A 16,719-nucleotide genomic window follows, 5' to 3' on the forward strand; every position below is an offset into this window, starting at 1 on the left:
CGTTGGAGACCTTCCAGTCGCTCTGAAACCTGCATTTGGTCGATTCGCATGAGCAATCGGCGTTAAGCGAAGGTCTTTGAGAAACGTCTATTTCAATGGGAGGCGCAGAGTCTGCTGGTACTCGGGACATCTTTTGCAAGATAATGTGCCTTGCATTTGACGTCATAGCTTTGACGTACCTTTGGATCCCCGAATATTGAATGACAGCGGGTGGGCTTTGTTCCCCGTTGAGCGCGGCTGTGAGGCCTGCACACTCGATCTTTCTTACGGAACCGAAGAATCACCGTTTCAGGAGGGCTGGATGCACAACGACGGGAATGTAGTGCCTTTGCACAAGGCGGCTACCGATCAGGCGACTCCCTCGCCGCTCGCCCGCCTGCCTGTGATTCTGCTTCAGGTTCGAGACAAGGCTGCTCAACAGCTCAGGCAGGGTTTGCAGGAGTTGTTCGATAACGCCGATGACACCCTGTTCGAAATGGCCGACCGTGCCCGTAATGACGTCGGACAGAACCTCTTCTTTGAAGCCATGCGCGATTTGCGCCTCAAGCGCAAAAGTATCGAGCGCGGTTTTCTCGAACAATTCGTCGGAGCATTTGTCAGCCTCCCCCAATTCGACAGCACGCAGGCCTTGCCCCAGGCATTGGCCCACGACGCGTCGGTGACGCAGTCCAGTGATGACCTGGAACGTAGCGTGGCGGTGGACGCCATGGTCAATAAAGTGCTGAACCGCGACGGTTTCGCCCTCGACCAACTGACCGCCCGACTCAGCATGTTGCTGGGCAAGAAGCTGGTGGCTCAGCACAACCCGCTGGGTCCGGCGATGCTCTGTGAGTATTTCATGCAGGCCGGGCGTAACCTGGGGGTAGAGATCAAGGTCAAGTTGATCATCCTGAAACTGTTCGAACGCTACGTGCTCAGCGACGCCGATCAGCTCTATACCGAAACCAATCAACTGCTGATCGCTACTGGCATATTGCCCGACCTGAAACCCGCCCCGGCGCGGCGCGGCATCGATCGTGCGCAGGCCAGTGTCCATGCCGAATCCGTCGAAGTCGGCACCCGCTCCGGGAGCACGCAGATCGACGACAGCGTGCAGGAAGTCTTCGCGGCGTTGCAGGAGCTACTGTTCCACGTTCGCGGCAGTGTTGCGCCGACGCTGGAAGCCAGTACCCCGGCGCAGCCGATTTCCACCCGCGACCTGCTGCGCCTGCTCTCGCACTTGCAGCAATACGTGCCGGCGTCGAATGCTCAGGACGACTTCGACCTGCGAAATCAACTCGAACAATTGCTGACCCGGGTCAGCGTCAAAAGCGGCAAGTCACGCGTGGTCGGGGTGGCTGACGAGGACGTGATCAACCTGATCGCCATGCTCTTCGAATGCATCCTTGATGACCGCAACCTGCCGGATTCTCTCAAGGCGCTGATCGGCCGCTTGCAGATCCCGATGCTGAAAGTGGCGGTACTCGACAAGAGCTTCTTCAGCCGCAGCAGTCACCCGGCCCGGCGCCTGCTCAACGAAATCGCCGCCGCAGCCATGGGCTGGGGCGAGTGCGATGACCATCAGCGCGACAGCCTCTACCTGCGCATCGAGCAAGTGGTGCAGCGTTTGTTGAACGATTTTGTTGATGACCCGGCGATCTTTTCCGAACTGCTGGCGGACTTTCTTGCGTTCACCAGCGACGAACGCCGTCGCAGCGAATTGCTGGAGCAACGTACCCGTGACGCCGAAGAGGGCCGCGCCAGAACCGAACTGGCCCGCCAGCGCGTCGAACAGGCGCTGAATCAGGTCCTGCTGGGCAAAGTCCTGCCGCAACGGGTGGTGGTGTTTGTCCAGGAGGCCTGGAGCCAGGTACTGCTGCTGACCTGTCTCAAGCACGGCGATGAATCGGCCGAGTGGCACGCCGATGTGCAGACCATGGAGCAATTGGTCTGGAGCGTACAACGCCACGACGAGTCCGATGCGAGCCTGCGCCTGTTGGCGTTGGTGCCAGGGTTGCTCAAGTCTTTGCGTGACGGGTTGAGCAGTTCGGCGTTCGATCCGTTCGCCACCGGCGAGTTTTTCAGCGAGCTGGAAGGCTTGCATGTTCAACTGTTCGAGCGTCCGGGCCAGACGCTTGAGCCGCGTGCCGATGCTCCCGAATTGGTCCCAGTGTTGGAGGAAGTCGTTTTACGCACTGCCGACGAAGGGCCGGTCGAGACGACTTCAATACGTTTGCCCGCAGACGATGCGGGTCTGCTTGAAGTCGATCGGTTGCGCCTGGGTGGCTGGGTCGAGTTTCAGGAAGACGAGGAAAACGCCCTGCGCTGCAAGCTCGCGGCAATCATTGAAGCCACCGGCAGGTACATTTTTGTCGACCGTACCGGAATGAAGGTGCTGGAGCGCAGCCGCACCGGGCTGGCCCTGGAGTTTCGCCGTGGCGCGGTGCGAACCCTGGACGACACCTTGCTGTTCGACCGGGCCCTGGAGTCGGTGATCGGCAACCTGCGGCGTCTCAATCGCGGCAAGTGATCGCGCCCCGAGGGTCTATCGCGGCATACTGGGCGCCAACACAGTCGTCGTTGAAGGAACCTGTATGCAGTTGGACCCCGCGAGCGGTTGGTGCCAGGGTGTAAACATATGCCCCTCGCCCAACTTCAATGCGCGCCCCTCGGATGAAATTTCTCTGCTGGTGATCCACAACATCAGCTTGCCGCCGGCGCAGTTCGCCACCGGCAAGGTGCAGGAATTTTTCCAGAATCGTCTGGATGTCACGGAGCATCCCTACTTTGAAGGGATCGCTGACCTGCGGGTGTCTGCGCACTTTCTGATTGAGCGTGATGGCACTGTCACTCAGTTTGTCTCTTGTCTTGAACGCGCCTGGCATGCCGGTGTGTCGTGTTTCGATGGGCGGGAAACCTGTAACGATTTTTCCGTGGGCATCGAGCTTGAAGGTACGGATGATCTGCCATTCACCGATGCACAGTATCAAGCGTTGACGACCCTGACCCGACAGCTGCAAAACACGTTCACGGCCATCACCGCACAGCGCATCTGCGGGCATAGCGACATCGCACCCGGGCGCAAGACCGATCCGGGCCCCGCGTTCGACTGGGCACGCTATCGCGCTGCCCTGGCAAAAGAGGAAGGACAATGAGTTTTCTGGTGTTGCTGCTGGCGGTGTGGATCGAGAAGTTCTCGGCCCTGCGCCATCGGGTTCAATGTGACGGCGGTTGGATACGCGAGTTGCACAAGCTTGAATCCAGTCCGCGTCTGGCGAAAAGCCCATGGCTGGTTTTAGTGGTGCTGGTGTTGTTGCCGGTGGCGCTGCTGGGTTTGCTGCTGCTGGTGCTGGACCCGGTGGCCTACGGGCTGCTGGCGTTGCCGGTGCATTTGCTGGTGGTGATTTACAGTCTGGGCCGTGGCGATCTGCTGGCCGGTCTCGGGCCGTTTCGCGATGCCTGGCGCCGGGAAGACTTGCAAGCCGCCGCGCATGTGGCACAGCGTGACCTGGATATCTGCGCCGACAGCGGCGAGCAACTGCTGGAACGGGTCGAAGGGCATTTGCTGTGGGAGGCTTACCAGAGCTTTTTTGCGGTGATTTTCTGGTACTTCCTGTTGGGGCCGGTCGCAGCCCTGAGCTATCGACTGCTGGCCCTGGCCGAAGTGCACGGGCAGAACCCGGCCGTGGTCGAGCGCGCCGCACAACTGCGTCATGCGTTCGATTGGGTACCGGTGCGTCTGCTGGCGGCGAGTTTTGCGTTGGTCGGCAATTTTGTCGCGGTCAGCCGGGTCATGTTGCATGAGCTGCTGAACTGGAACATCAGCGCCGCCCAATTGATCGAGAAAGTCGGGTTGGTGGCGGGTGAAATCCCGGCACCGGTGGTCGGACCGGACGGCATCAACAGTCTCGACCGGATCTGGGAGTTGCTGTTGCGTGCGGCGGTGCTCTGGTACGCCGGTTTTGCGTTGTGGACGGTGTTGCCGTAATCCGAACCTATGGCGAACAACCTGTGGCGAGGGGGCTTGCCCCCGTTGGGTCGCGAAGCGGCCCCAGCGCCCGTTAAGCCAGACCGAGTTGTCTGGATTTGCGACTGCTTCGCAGCCGAACGGGGGCAAGCCCCCTCGCCACAGGGATATCACTCGTCTCAATGGACATCTTCTTCCTGAAGAAATGGCATCCCCCCCGTTAACCTTAAGTTACAAAAACTCCCGCCGATTTAAGCTATACAGAGATAGCGCTAAATAGTGGCTATCTGCCGTCGACCTGCGCCTGCCAATAAAAATAAGAAATCCAAGGGAGACTTCCAGTGAAGAGCTTGCTCTATCCCGCCGTCGCGCTAATGAATCGCCTGAGCTTCGGCATGAAGTTCAGCCTGATCAGCGTTCTGTTCCTGGTGCCGATGCTGGTGACCAACTTCTATCTGGTGCGCGATTCCTATCGTGAATTCCAGGGCACGCAGGTCGAACTGCAGAGCCTCGATTTGCTGGGTAGCAGCCTGACCCTGCGACGGGATCTGGAAACCCTGAACAACTTGGTGCAGATCAACGTCACCCTCGGTCAATCCGGCAAGGCCGGCAATGTCGAATCGCAGATCAGTACCCTAGAGCAGAGTGTTCTGGCCCGCCTGCAAGGGCTGGCGGCGATGACCACCGATCCGGAGCAGATCACGGTTTTCGATGGCAAACGCGATGAAATGATCGCCGCGTTCAAGGCCCAGCAAACGGAAAACTCCCTGCAAAGCAAAAGTGCGCTGATCGGCAAGTTGCTCGGCAACGCACAGATTTTCAGCCAGATCATCGCCAGCCAGGCCGGTTTGACTCGCGACAATCAGAGCGACATGCGTCAGCTCAGCGAACTCATCACCAACGTTACCCCACCCGTCACCCAGACGTTGGGTGATGGCCGGGCGATGGGCTCCTATTCGCTGGGGCAAGGGTTCCTCAATTCGTCTTCAAGCACGCGTTTCGATGAGTTGCTGGCGCAGATCGAAAAGCTGCAGGCCGAATACGGTCTGAAGTTGCAGGATGCGCTGGCCTCGAGCAAAGCGGCACGCGAAACCCTGGCGGTCCAGGCCGAGAGCAGTAAAGCGTCGCTGAAAAAGGCCAGCGAACTGTTCGAAGAACAGGTGGTGATGGCCGATACGCTCGATGCGCCGTGGCAGGCCTTTTACGATCAAGTCACCGGCCTGATGGACCAGACCTACCAGCTCAACGAAGCCACCCTGAAGTTTCTCGGCACCCAGTTGCAGCAGCGACTGGAGCAGAACCGCACCCACATGGTCTTGCAGGCCGTGGCGCTGTCGATGGTGTTTGTGTTGATCTTTTACCTCTATGGCGGCTTCTACGCCTCGACCCGCACCACCCTCAAGCGCCTTGGCGCGGTGATGGACAAGGTGGCGGCCGGCGACATGACGGTGACTTTCAGCGCCAACAGCCGTGATGAACTGGGCGAGTTGGGCGAGGTGTTCAACGGCACCGTGAAAAAAATCCATGACCTGATCGAGCGTGTCGGCCAGACCGTGAGTGAAGTCGAGCGTCAGGCCGGTCAGGTCGAAAGTGTTTCTGCCCAGAGTAACCACGCGGTGGCGGGGCAGCGTTCGCAGATCGAGCAGGTCGCCACGGCCATGAATCAGATGTCGGCCACCTCACTTGAAGTGGCGCGCAGTGCCGCCGCGGCGGTCAGCAGTGCGCACAGCGTTAACGACGAGACCATCAGCGGTCGCGGACTGGTGGAGTCCCAACAGGGCAGCATTGCGCAGTTGGCCAGCGAGATCGATCAATCGGTGCTGGTGATCAATCAACTGGCCAGCGACAGCCAGTCCATCAGCCGTGTGCTGGAAGTGATCAAAAGCATTGCCGAACAGACCAACCTGCTGGCTCTGAACGCGGCTATCGAGGCGGCGAGGGCGGGCGAGCAGGGCCGAGGTTTTGCGGTGGTGGCGGATGAGGTCCGGACCCTGGCCAAGCGCACCCAACAATCGACCGAAGAAATCGAGCAGATGATTGCCAAGCTCCACGGTGGCGTCGGCGCGGCGGTCAAGGCCATGGGTATCAGCCATCAGATGGCCAACGGCACCGTGGGGCAGTCGGAAAAGGTCCAGCGAGCCCTGGAAAACATCCTCGGTGCCGTCGGCATGATCGTCGACCAGAACCAGCAGATCGCCGCCGCGGTGGAGCAACAGACCGCTGTGGCGCACGACATCGACCAGAACATCGTTGAGATCAACCGCGCTGGCGAGCGTACGGCCGAAGGTGCACACCAGACCGAGGATGCCAGCCGTGCGTTGTCGGCTCAGGTGGTGGAGTTGAAGCAGTTGATCAGCGCGTTCCGGGTCTAGAGAACACACAGAAACCAATGTGGGAGCGAGCCTGCTCGCGATTGCGGACTGACATTCAACATCCATGTCGGCTCTTATGCCGCTATCGCGAGCAGGCTCGCTCCCACAGGGGATGTGTGCAACGGCTAACTACCAGTTGAACAGTTCACAGGCATTGGCGGTGCTGACGGCAGCCAATCGCTCCGGGCTGATCGCCATGATCCCGGCCAGTGCCGAGCAGATCGCCGGCAAGTGAGCCGGGCTGTTGCGTTGACCGGGAAACATGGCGGGCGCCATGTCCGGTGAGTCGGTTTCCAATACCACCGATTCAAGCGGCAGCTCGGCAAGCACGCGGTGCATGCGCAACGCCTGCGGCCAGGTCGCGGCGCCGCCCAGGCCCAGTTTGAAACCGAGCTTGATGTATTCGCGGGCCTCTTCCTTGCTGCCAGCGAAGGCGTGGATGATCCCCGCGCGTTTCAACCGATACCGTTTGAGCGTGGCAATCACCGCCGCATGGCTGCGTCGCACATGAATCAGCGCCGGCAGATTGAAGTCCGCCGCCAGTTGCAGTTGTGCATCGAACAGCGATTGCTGACGTTCACGGTCGAGGGTTTCGATGAAGTAGTCCAGACCGATCTCGCCCACCGCACATAACTGCCGATGACCGGCCAAGCGGGTCAGCCAGTCACCGAGTTCCGTCAGGTCTTCAGGGCGATGATCATCCAGATACACCGGGTGCAAGCCGAACGCCGCATGCAGGTCGGGATCGCTTTGCACCAGATCCCAGACCCGCTGCCAATTAGCCTGATAAACCCCCAGCACCACCATCCGCCGCACGCCGAGGGCGCGGCTTTCAGCCAGCAGCGCCGCGCGATCCTCGTCGAAGTCCGGAAAATCCAGATGAGTGTGGCTGTCGATCAGCTCCACGGTTCAGTCCTGGCGAATACGCTGCTTGAAGGTCCGCGCGATGGCCTGCACACCGGGCTGGTAATCCGATTGCTCGATGGCGGCCAGCGCCAGCGCCAGGGCCTTGTCGGCGATCAGCTGATGCTGCTGGGCCATGGCGTTGACCGGCAGCGGCAGGAAGTCCAGCAACTGTGTGTCGCCAAATGTCCCGAGGCGTAGCGGACGGGTTTTCAACGGGAAGTCGTGCAACGCGTCGAAGACGCCCTGAAGCAGCACGTAGGACGTGGTCACCAGCGCATCCGGCAAATGACCCAGACGCTGGAGCATTTCTTCCATCAACTGCTTGCCGCACTCGCGGCTGAATGATTCGCCGTGCTCGATCAGGATCTCGCCTTTGAACCCGGTCAATGCCTCTTTGAACCCGGCCGCTCGCTCCTGGCTGATGCTCAGTTCAGGGCGTGCGCCGATCAGCGCGATCTGCTTGGGCAACGGGTCCAGCAGACTGCGGGTCAGTTGCAGGCTGGCTTCACGGTCGTCACTGATGACCGAGCAAAAATGCTCAGGCTCCATGACCCGGTCGATCGCGATGATCGGAATGCCCTTGGCTTGCAACTGGCGATAGCTTTCATCGCCTGCGGGCAGACAACTGGCGACAATCAACGCGTCGCAGCGCCGGGCACGGAACAGCTGCAGCAATTGCCGCTCGCTGTCCGGCGCATCGTCGGAGCTGGCGATCAGCAACTGATAGCCGCGAGCGCGGGCGCCTTGTTCCAGCAGTTTGGCGATTCGCGCGTAACTGGGGTTTTCCAGGTCCGGCAGAATGAAACCCAGGGTGCGGGTGTGCCGACTGCGCAGCCCGGCCGCTTGAGGATTGGGTGTGAAGCCATGTTGTTCGACGACCGCGCGCACGCGTTCGACGGTGGCACTGCTGATGCGTTGCTGTTCGGCTTTGCCATTGATGACATAACTGGCGGTGGTAACGGACACACCGGCCAACTGGGCGATATCACTGAGTTTCAACTCGGGATTTCCTTGTTTGTTCGAGCTTGCCCCGACATTTTCGCCAATCCTACCCGATTCAGGCAGGCGACTATTGTCACAACGTATCCGACAAGTTGGACTTCAAGGATGGGACATTATCGAGTAACGTGCCAATCATTCTAGATTAAACGTTTCAGCAAGCGTATTTTCTACGTTATAGGTTCATTTGGCCGGTTCTGCCGCGAAACCGCCAAAAGTGATGACTAAGAGCTTAAGCTGATTCATTCAAAACAATACCTGGCACCTCAAGGTGCCAAAAAGGAGAAAGCATGCTCGAGCTCACCATAGAGCAGATATCCATGGGCCAATCGGCTGTGGATAAGTCCGCAGCGCTGCACTTGCTGGCCCAGCACCTGGTTGCGGATGGTCTGGTCGCCGAGGGTTATCTCGCCGGTTTGCAGGCGCGTGAAGCCCAGGGCTCGACCTTTCTCGGTCAAGGTATTGCCATCCCCCACGGGACGCCGGAAACCCGCGATCAGGTGTTTTCCACCGGCGTGCGGCTGATGCAGTTTCCTGAAGGCGTGGACTGGGGCGATGGTCAGATCGTCTACCTGGCGATTGGTATTGCAGCCAAATCCGACGAACACCTGCGTTTGTTGCAACTGCTGACCCGTGCCCTCGGCGAGACTGATCTGGGCCAGGCCCTGCGCCGCGCCAGTTCCGCCGAAGCCTTGTTGAAACTGTTGCAAGGCGCGCCGCAAGAGCTGGCGCTGGATGCACAGATGATCGGCCTCGGTGTGTCGGCCGACGATTTCGAAGAGCTGGTCTGGCGCGGTGCACGCTTGTTGCGTCAGGCCGATTGCGTCAGCAACGGTTTCTCCGCGGTGTTGCAACAGGTCGACGCGCTGCCCCTGGGCGATGGCTTGTGGTGGCTGCACAGCGAACAAACGGTGAAGCGCCCGGGCCTGGCCTTCGTCACCCCGGATAAACCGATGCGTTACCTCGGTCAGCCGTTGAGTGGCCTGTTCTGTCTGGCCAGCCTCGGTGAAGCACATCAAGCCTTGCTCGAACGCCTTTGCGCGTTGCTGATTGAAGGTCGTGGCCATGAACTGGGCCGCGCCACCAGCAGCCGCGCGGTGCTGGAAGTCCTCGGTGGTGAACTGCCGGCGGACTGGCCGAGCGCTCGCATTGCGTTGGCCAACGCCCACGGTTTGCACGCGCGCCCGGCGAAGATCCTCGCGCAACTGGCGAAAAGTTTTGAAGGCGAAATTCGCGTGCGCATCGTCGATGGACAGGACAGCGCCGTGTCGGTGAAGAGCTTGAGCAAACTGCTCAGCCTGGGTGCCCGTCGCGGTCAGGTGCTGGAATTCATCGCCGAGCCCGTCATCGCCGCCGATGCTTTGCCAGCCTTGCTGGCGGCCATCGAAGAAGGCCTGGGCGAAGAAGTCGAGCCGTTGCCGGCCGTGAGCCAACAGCGCGAAGTGCTCACCGAGGTGGCCGAAGTCCTGCTTGCGCCAACGTCCGGCAGTCTGGTTCAGGCCATCGCCGCCGCACCGGGCATCGCCATCGGCCCGGCGCATATTCAAGTGCTGCAAACCATCGATTACCCGCTGCGTGGTGAGTCCGCCGCCATCGAGCGCGAGCGTCTCAAGCAAGCGTTGGCGGACGTGCGTCGCGACATCGAAGGGCTGATCGAACGCAGCAAATCCAAGGCGATTCGCGAGATCTTCATCACCCATCAGGAAATGCTCGACGACCCGGAATTGACCGATGAAGTCGAGACCCGCCTCAAGCAGGGCGAAAGCGCCGAAGCTGCCTGGATGGCGGTGATTGAAGCAGCGGCCACACAACAGGAATCATTGCAGGACGCCTTGCTCGCCGAGCGCGCCGCCGACTTGCGCGACATCGGTCGTCGAGTGCTGGCGCAGTTGAGCGGCGTCGAAACCCCGAGCGAGCCTGATCAGCCGTACATTCTGGTGATGGACGAAGTCGGTCCGTCCGACGTTGCGCGTCTCGACCCGGCTCGCGTCGCCGGTATTCTCACCGCCCGTGGCGGCGCCACGGCTCACAGCGCTATCGTTGCCCGTGCCCTCGGCATTCCTGCATTGGTGGGCGCCGGTCCGGCCGTGTTGCTGCTGGCGCCGGGCACACCGTTGCTGATTGATGGTCAACGCGGTCGCCTGCACGTGGACGCCGATGCCGCGACGTTGCAGCGCGCCACCGAAGAGCGCGACACCCGCGAGCAACGCCTGAAAGCTGCTGCCGAACAACGCCATCAACCGGCGCTGACCACCGACGGCCACGCGGTGGAAGTGTTCGCCAACATCGGTGAAAGCGCCGGCGTCACCAGCGCAGTGGAGCAGGGCGCCGAAGGCATTGGTCTGCTGCGCACCGAACTGATTTTCATGGCCCACTCGCAAGCGCCGGACGAGGCGACCCAGGAAGTCGAGTACCGCCGCGTTCTCGATGGCCTGGCCGGCCGGCCGCTGGTGGTGCGCACCCTCGACGTCGGCGGCGACAAACCACTGCCGTACTGGCCGATCGCTAAAGAAGAAAACCCGTTCCTCGGCGTGCGCGGCATTCGCCTGACCCTGCAGCGTCCGCACATCATGGAAGCGCAATTGCGCGCCTTGTTGCGTGCCGCCGATAACCGTCCGTTGCGCATCATGTTTCCCATGGTCGGCAGCGTCGATGAGTGGCGTCAGGCGCGGGACATGACCGAGCGCCTGCGTCTGGAGATCCCGGTCGCCGACCTGCAACTGGGGATCATGATCGAAGTGCCGTCGGCCGCCTTGCTGGCGCCGGTGCTGGCTAAGGAAGTCGACTTCTTCAGCGTCGGCACCAACGACCTCACCCAATACACCCTGGCCATCGACCGTGGTCATCCGACGTTGTCGGCTCAGGCTGACGGCTTGCACCCGGCGGTGCTGCAATTGATCGACATCACCGTGCGCGCGGCCCATGCCCATGGCAAATGGGTCGGCGTGTGCGGCGAGTTGGCGGCCGATCCGCTGGCAGTGCCTGTTCTGGTCGGTCTTGGTGTGGATGAACTCAGCGTGTCGGGCCGCAGCATTGCCGAGGTCAAGGCGCGCATCCGCGAACTCAGCCTGAGCCAGTCTCAAACCCTTGCCCAACAGGCCCTGGCCGTGGGCAGCGCGAATGAAGTGCGCGCATTAGTGGAGGCCCTGTAATGGCCAAGATCCTGACCCTGACCCTCAACCCGGCGCTGGACCTGACGGTGCAATTGCCCGTACTTGCGCCGGGTCAAGTCAATCGCAGCGACGAGATGCACACCCACGCAGCCGGTAAAGGCGTGAACGTGGCGCAGGTGCTGGCGGATCTTGGGCATCAGCTCACCGTCAGCGGTTTCCTCGGGGAAGACAATCTTCAAGCGTTCGAAACGTTGTTCGCCACGCGCGGTTTTACCGATGCATTTATCCGCGTCGCCGGTGAAACGCGCAGCAACATCAAACTGGCGGAAAGCGATGGACGCATCACCGATATCAACGGCCCGGGGCCGATGGTCAGCGAGGCGGCGCAGCAGGCATTGCTTGATCGTCTCGACCAAATCGCACCGGGGCATGACGCGGTCGTCGTTGCCGGCAGCTTGCCTCAGGGTGTCAGTCCTGAGTGGTTGCGGGCGCTGGTCCTGCGCTTGAAAAATCTCGGTTTGAACGTTGCGCTGGACACCAGTGGCGAAGCGTTGCGGGCCGCGCTCAAGGCCGGTCCTTGGTTGATCAAACCCAACACCGAAGAGCTGGCCGAGGTGCTGGGCTGCGAAGTGATTTCAGTCGCCGCCCAGGCTGAAGCCGCAAGCCGTTTGCATGCCCAAGGCATCGAACACGTGGTGATCTCCCACGGTGCCGATGGCGTGAACTGGTTCAGTGTCGGCTCGGCGATGCATGCCACGCCGCCCAAGGTCAGTGTCGTCAGCACGGTGGGTGCAGGCGATTCGTTGCTGGCGGGGATGCTCCACGGTTTGCTCAGCGCCGACACCCCTGAACAGACCTTGCGCACCGCCACGGCGATTGCCGCGATGGCGGTCACCCAGATCGGTTTCGGCATGGGTGACGCCGCGCAATTGGCGCGGCTCGAACAGGGTGTGCGCATGCGTACCCTGACAGAACAATAAGAGGGTTTGTAATGAAGTTAGCCATTGTTACGGCCTGTCCGAACGGCATGGTCACCAGTGTGCTGTGCGCCCGGCTGCTCGATGCCGCGGCCCAGCGTCAGGGTTGGAGCACCAGCGTCGAAGTCACCGATGCCGCGCACCCGGAGCGTCAGCTGTCGGCGGCCATGATCGAGGCGGCCGAGTGGGTGTTGCTGGTGACCAGCGCGCCGGTGGATATGTCGCGATTCGTCGGTAAGCGCGTCTTCCAAAGCACCCCGGCTCAGGCCCTGCAAGACGTCGAAGCGGTGTTGCGGCGCGGTGCTGAAGAGGCTGAGATTTACGTCGCCCCCGAAGTCGTCGCCGAACCTGCCGTGGTCGTTAAAAACGCACCTCGATTGGTTGCCGTGACCGCATGCCCGACTGGCGTCGCTCACACCTTCATGGCCGCCGAAGCCTTGCAGCAAGCGGCCAAGCGATTGGGCTATGACCTGCAAGTGGAAACCCAGGGCTCGGTTGGCGCGCGTAATCCATTGAGCGCCGCAGCAATTGCCGATGCCGACGTGGTGTTGCTGGCGGCGGATATCGAAGTCGCCACCGAGCGTTTTGCCGGCAAGAAAATCTACCGTTGCGGCACCGGCATTGCGCTCAAGCAAGCCGAAGCCACGCTGAACAAAGCCCTGGCCGAAGGCCGGCAGGAAAGCGCTGCAACCGGTGGCAAAGGCCCGGTCAAGCAAGAGAAGACCGGTGCCTATAAACACCTGCTGACCGGTGTGTCGTTCATGTTGCCGATGGTGGTGGCGGGCGGTTTGATGATCGCCTTGTCGTTCGTGTTCGGCATCACCGCGTTCAAGGAAGAGGGCACGTTGGCGGCAGCCCTGATGCAGATCGGCGGCGAGACCGCGTTCAAGCTGATGGTGCCGCTGCTGGCGGGGTACATCGCCTACTCGATCGCTGACCGTCCGGGCCTGGCGCCGGGGATGATCGGTGGCTTGCTGGCGAGCACGTTGGGCGCCGGTTTTATCGGCGGGATCATTGCCGGTTTCATCGCCGGTTACGCGGCGCAGGCGATCAATCGTTATGCGCGCTTGCCGCAAAGTCTTGAGGCGCTGAAACCGATCCTGATCATCCCGTTGCTGGCGAGCCTGTTCACCGGTCTGGTAATGATTTACGTGGTCGGCAAACCGGTGGCGGGGATGCTCGCAGGGCTCACGCACTTCCTCGACAGCATGGGCACCACCAACGCGATTCTGCTCGGTGTGTTGCTGGGCGGCATGATGTGCGTCGACCTCGGTGGGCCGATCAACAAGGCCGCTTATGCGTTCTCGGTGGGGCTGCTGGCGTCGCAGAGTTATGCACCAATGGCGGCGACGATGGCGGCAGGAATGGTGCCGCCGATTGGCTTGGGCATCGCCACGTTTATCGCGCGTCGCAAGTTTGCCCAGACCGAACGCGAGGCGGGTAAAGCGGCGTTGGTGTTGGGGTTGTGCTTCATTTCGGAGGGCGCGATTCCGTTTGCTGCCAAGGACCCGTTGCGGGTGATTCCAGCGAGCGTTGCCGGCGGTGCACTGACCGGTGCGTTGTCGATGTATTTCGGCTGCAAACTCATGGCGCCGCATGGCGGGTTGTTTGTGCTGGCGATCCCGAATGCGATCAACCATGCGCTGCTTTATTTGCTGGCGATTGTGGCCGGGAGTCTGCTGACGGCGGTGGCGTATGCGCTGCTCAAGCGGCCGGAAGTGGCAGAGTTGGCCATAGAGCCCGTCAACGCCTGACACCCAACCCTGTGGGAGCGAGCCTGCTCGCGATGACGGACAGACATTCAACAGAAATGGTGACTGTTACACCGCTATCGCGAGCAGGCTCGCTCCCACAAGGGTCTGCGGCGTTGGCAGAAATGTGTGTCATTTATCCAGGCAAGTCCTGAGCTGCTTGCCGTTCTTTAAATGTGCAGGGGATGCCGAAGGCTCACATGTAGCTGCTGAGATACAGCATTAGCTTCCTGGGTAGTTTAATCATGGTGAGCCGTTCTATTGCCGTAACCTGCCAGGGGGTTAGACGATGGCTCGCCATGGCATCCTCTTCTTTATGCCAGGCCATTATCGGCATCAGGGCGTCCGTGGTAACGGTCGGGGGCAAATCGATCTCGAATTCAGCCAAGTCGCTGGTTTCATCTATTCCGTAAATCTGAAACTTCAATTCATATTTCATGGTTCAACCTTCCTGGTTCTGTTTGCTGGTTTTGTCTGCGCCCCGGTTTCCGAGTTGAACTTGTCGAGGTGTGATCCCCGGCAAGACGTTCAACAAAATGTCGATCGGCTCTACATCTGCTTCGACAGGAAATGAGCCGGAGGGAGCCTCGACACTACTTGGGTCGCTCAGGCGCTGACGTTAGGACGTTTCCCCAATGCGGCGCTGAAATTTCCTATTCTTTGATAGGACGGGGAGCCGCGACGTTTTGCATCAAAATCCCGATGCCCTGAGGGCTACACGACGTTGCGTCGTTGCCTACAACGGCGCCAGAATCCACCGGCTTGTATGCTTTGGGGGCCGTCGGTAACTTGGTTCGTGTTACTGATCCCCAGTGATCGGTTTTAGTCGCCCGCCGTAACTGAGTCGCGCAAGTGTTCATCGCTCGGAGAACTGGCGGTGAGTCGGGAACCTCGATCCACCCCGTTAGTCGTCATACACTGTGGGAGCGAGCCTGCTCGCGATGACGGCCTGACATTCAACAGAAATGGTGACTGTTACACCGCTATCGCGAGCAGGCTCGCTCCCACAGGGGCCGCGGCGTTGACGAGTTTTGTGTCATGCCTGAGTCACACGGGCATGCTTTAGTTTTCCTTTTTTCAGGGAGAACACCATGAGCGAATTCGATCTCGGCCGCCGTCGTGTCATGCAAGCCGTCGGTGCCGGGCTTCTGCTTCCAGGCCTCGCGCCGGCGGTGATCGCGTCGGTCAAGGATCGTCCGCAACTCACCGATGGCGTGCAGTCCGGCGATCTGTTGGGCGACCGGGCGATGGTCTGGAGCCGCAGCGACCGCCCGGCGCGGATGGTGGTGGAGTGGGACACTCGCAGCCTGTTCACCAACCCTCGTCGATTCGTCTCGCCGTTGGCCGATGCCCGCACCGATTTCACCGCTCGGATCGAACTCACCGGGCTACCCGCCGACCAGGCGATTTTCTATCGCGTGTATTTCGAAGGCGCCCAGAGCGGTGTCGCCAGTGAGCCCTGGTTCGGTCACCTGCGCAGCGTGCCGCAGATCCGGCGCGACATTCGCTTCGTCTGGAGCGGCGACACCGTCGGCCAGGGCTTCGGTATCAACCCGGACATCGGCGGGATGCGCATCTACGAAGCCATGCGTTTGCGCCTGCCGGACTTCTTTATCCACAGCGGCGACACCATCTACGCCGACGGCCCGGTGCCTGCACAACTGACCACCGAAAGTGGCCGTGTGTGGCGCAACGTCACCAGCGAAGCCAAGAGCAAAGTCGCGCAAACCCTCGACGACTATCGCGGCAACTACCGCTACAACCTGATGGACGAAAACATCCGTCGCTTCAACGCCGAAGTGCCGCAGATCTGGCAGTGGGACGACCACGAAGTGGTGAACAACTGGTCGCCGGGCAAGCCACTGGATGAGCGTTACAAGAGCAAAGATATCCACAGCCTGGTGGCGCGCGCACGTCAGGCCTGGCTCGAATACGCGCCGATGCGGTTGCAGAGCGCCGATGGTGGCGGGCGGATTTATCGCAAGCTCGGTTATGGCCCGTTGCTCGATGTGTTCGTGCTCGACATGCGCAGCTACCGCGAGGCCAATGATGACAATCTGGGAGCCACCAAACCGATCCTCGGTCGTGAACAACTGGACTGGCTCAAGCGTGAATTGAAGGGCTCCAGTGCTCAGTGGAAAGTCATCGCCGCCGACATGCCGATCGGCCTCGGCGTACCTGACGGTGAAGTCCGCTCCGGTGTGGCGCGCTGGGAAGCGGTGGCCAACGGCGATCCGGGAGCGGCGCAGGGACGTGAACTGGAAATCGCTGAGTTGTTGGGTTTTTTGCGGGCGCAACAGGTACGCAATTTCGTTTTCCTGACGGCGGATGTGCATTACTGCGCGGCGCATCACTACCATCCGGATCGTGCTGCGTTTCAGGATTTCGAACCGTTCTGGGAGTTTGTCGCCGGGCCGTTGAATGCGGGAAGCTTCGGGCCTAATCCGCTGGATAAAACCTTCGGCCCTGAAGTGGTGTTCGAGAAAGCACCACCGGCGCAGAACACCTCGCCGTTTGCCGGGTTTCAGTTTTTTGGTGAGGTGAATATCGAGGGGCAGACGGGGGAGATGAGTGTGGTGTTACGGGATCTGGATGGGGTCAGTGTGTTTGAGCAGAAGTTGTCGCCGATATAGTCCGGTTATCGCCAATCAATAT

At 60.8% G+C, this 16,719-nt stretch carries 11 protein-coding genes; 8 read left to right on the forward strand and 3 right to left on the reverse strand.

What is annotated here, in order from left to right:
- Positions 1 to 301 precede the first annotated feature (301 nt).
- The 4 genes from ACYZUD_RS27915 (at position 302) to ACYZUD_RS27930 (ending at position 6,318) form a co-directional block, all read left to right on the forward strand.
- Entirely contained in the window at positions 302 to 2,509 is a 2,208-nt protein-coding gene (locus ACYZUD_RS27915; RefSeq protein ID WP_462021083.1) for a DUF1631 domain-containing protein, read from the forward strand.
- Positions 2,510 to 2,573: 64 nt separating this feature from the next.
- Positions 2,574 to 3,134: a 1,6-anhydro-N-acetylmuramyl-L-alanine amidase AmpD gene (ampD, locus tag ACYZUD_RS27920; protein WP_462021084.1), complete on the forward strand. Its 561-nt coding sequence runs from the start codon at positions 2,574 to 2,576 to the stop codon at positions 3,132 to 3,134.
- On the forward strand, positions 3,131 to 3,967 hold the full coding sequence (ampE, locus tag ACYZUD_RS27925) for a regulatory signaling modulator protein AmpE (protein WP_462021085.1): 837 nt from the start codon (positions 3,131 to 3,133) through the stop codon (positions 3,965 to 3,967). The genes ampD and ampE overlap by 4 nt, the downstream gene beginning before the upstream one ends.
- Positions 3,968 to 5,613: 1,646 nt before the next feature.
- A complete protein-coding gene (locus tag ACYZUD_RS27930; protein ID WP_462025127.1) occupies positions 5,614 to 6,318 on the forward strand; it encodes a methyl-accepting chemotaxis protein in 705 nt (234 codons plus the stop codon).
- A 129-nt stretch (positions 6,319 to 6,447) separates the two neighbouring features.
- On the opposite strand, the gene ACYZUD_RS27935 is transcribed toward ACYZUD_RS27930, so the two are convergent.
- Together ACYZUD_RS27935 and cra are read right to left on the reverse strand one after the other, a co-directional pair.
- On the reverse strand, positions 6,448 to 7,224 hold the full coding sequence (locus ACYZUD_RS27935) for a TatD family hydrolase (RefSeq protein WP_462021086.1): 777 nt from the start codon (positions 7,222 to 7,224) through the stop codon (positions 6,448 to 6,450).
- Between the two features lie 3 nt (positions 7,225 to 7,227).
- Positions 7,228 to 8,223 carry a catabolite repressor/activator gene (cra, locus tag ACYZUD_RS27940; RefSeq protein WP_462021087.1) on the reverse strand — a complete coding sequence of 332 codons (996 nt, stop codon included), beginning with the start codon at positions 8,221 to 8,223 and terminating at the stop codon, positions 7,228 to 7,230.
- 290 nt (positions 8,224 to 8,513) lie between these two features.
- Between cra and ptsP the strand changes: the two genes are divergently transcribed.
- The 3 genes from ptsP to ACYZUD_RS27955 are packed head-to-tail and all read left to right on the forward strand — an operon-like array spanning position 8,514 to position 14,067.
- Positions 8,514 to 11,375: a phosphoenolpyruvate--protein phosphotransferase gene (gene ptsP, locus ACYZUD_RS27945; protein WP_462021088.1), complete on the forward strand. Its 2,862-nt coding sequence runs from the start codon at positions 8,514 to 8,516 to the stop codon at positions 11,373 to 11,375.
- Positions 11,375 to 12,316, forward strand: a complete 942-nt coding sequence (gene pfkB / locus ACYZUD_RS27950) for a 1-phosphofructokinase (RefSeq protein WP_462021089.1) — start codon at positions 11,375 to 11,377, stop codon at positions 12,314 to 12,316. Before ptsP ends, pfkB begins: the two co-directional genes overlap by 1 nt.
- Positions 12,317 to 12,327: 11 nt before the next feature.
- Positions 12,328 to 14,067, forward strand: a complete 1,740-nt coding sequence (locus tag ACYZUD_RS27955) for a PTS fructose-like transporter subunit IIB (RefSeq protein WP_462021090.1) — start codon at positions 12,328 to 12,330, stop codon at positions 14,065 to 14,067.
- 193 nt (positions 14,068 to 14,260) lie between these two features.
- On the opposite strand, the gene ACYZUD_RS27960 is transcribed toward ACYZUD_RS27955, so the two are convergent.
- Positions 14,261 to 14,503, reverse strand: coding sequence for a pyocin S6 family toxin immunity protein (locus ACYZUD_RS27960; protein ID WP_462021091.1), 243 nt, complete (start codon positions 14,501 to 14,503; stop codon positions 14,261 to 14,263).
- 652 nt (positions 14,504 to 15,155) lie between these two features.
- Here ACYZUD_RS27960 and ACYZUD_RS27965 point away from each other — a divergent pair.
- Positions 15,156 to 16,697: an alkaline phosphatase D family protein gene (locus ACYZUD_RS27965; RefSeq protein WP_462021092.1), complete on the forward strand. Its 1,542-nt coding sequence runs from the start codon at positions 15,156 to 15,158 to the stop codon at positions 16,695 to 16,697.
- The last annotated feature ends 22 nt before the right edge of the window (positions 16,698 to 16,719 follow it).

The sequence above is a fragment of the Pseudomonas sp. XS1P51 genome (genome assembly GCF_054897845.1).

Excerpts from the sequence above, each read along its gene's own strand:
- ACYZUD_RS27955 (WP_462021090.1), top strand. The coding sequence starts at position 12,328 with ATGAAGTTAGCCATTGTTACGGCCTGTCCGAACGGCATGGTCACCAGT.
- ACYZUD_RS27965 (WP_462021092.1), top strand. The coding sequence starts at position 15,156 with ATGAGCGAATTCGATCTCGGCCGCCGTCGTGTCATGCAAGCCGTCGGT.
- ACYZUD_RS27960 (WP_462021091.1), bottom strand. The coding sequence starts at position 14,503 with ATGAAATATGAATTGAAGTTTCAGATTTACGGAATAGATGAAACCAGC.
- ptsP (WP_462021088.1), top strand. The coding sequence starts at position 8,514 with ATGCTCGAGCTCACCATAGAGCAGATATCCATGGGCCAATCGGCTGTG.
- pfkB (WP_462021089.1), top strand. The coding sequence starts at position 11,375 with ATGGCCAAGATCCTGACCCTGACCCTCAACCCGGCGCTGGACCTGACG.
- ACYZUD_RS27930 (WP_462025127.1), top strand. The coding sequence starts at position 5,614 with ATGTCGGCCACCTCACTTGAAGTGGCGCGCAGTGCCGCCGCGGCGGTC.
- ampE (WP_462021085.1), top strand. The coding sequence starts at position 3,131 with ATGAGTTTTCTGGTGTTGCTGCTGGCGGTGTGGATCGAGAAGTTCTCG.
- ACYZUD_RS27915 (WP_462021083.1), top strand. The coding sequence starts at position 302 with ATGCACAACGACGGGAATGTAGTGCCTTTGCACAAGGCGGCTACCGAT.
- ampD (WP_462021084.1), top strand. The coding sequence starts at position 2,574 with ATGCAGTTGGACCCCGCGAGCGGTTGGTGCCAGGGTGTAAACATATGC.